1 pseudogene is annotated in these 278 nt (G+C 60.4%); it reads right to left on the bottom strand.

Annotated features, from left to right (window positions below):
- Nucleotides 1–59 precede the first annotated feature (59 nt).
- Nucleotides 60–278, bottom strand: a pseudogene (locus AC0L3A_RS41115) (transposase); the annotation flags it as partial.

The raw sequence follows: 278 nt of genomic DNA, 5'->3' as shown, positions 1-278 counted from the left end.
GCATTCGGTTTTGTTCTTCAACCCTTGGAGCCAAAAGTAGGTGCTGCCGTTTCTTAGGAATCGTTCTCCAGCGTCAGTTCGCCGATCTTGGCGTGCAGCGACTTCACGTCGATCGCAGGCGTGGCCGGCGCAGCGCTGCCAGGTCCAAAAACTCCGGAAGCGCCAGCCTCCAGTTGCGCCTTCCACGCCGTAATCTGATTCGGGTGGACGTCAAAGTGCTCGGCCAGCTGAGCTATCGTCCGGTCGCCCTTGACGGCGGCAAGCGCCACCTTCGCCTT

It is taken from the genome of Bradyrhizobium sp. MI1.3 (assembly GCF_055811695.1).
This window is presented reverse-complemented; position numbering and strand designations above follow the sequence as displayed.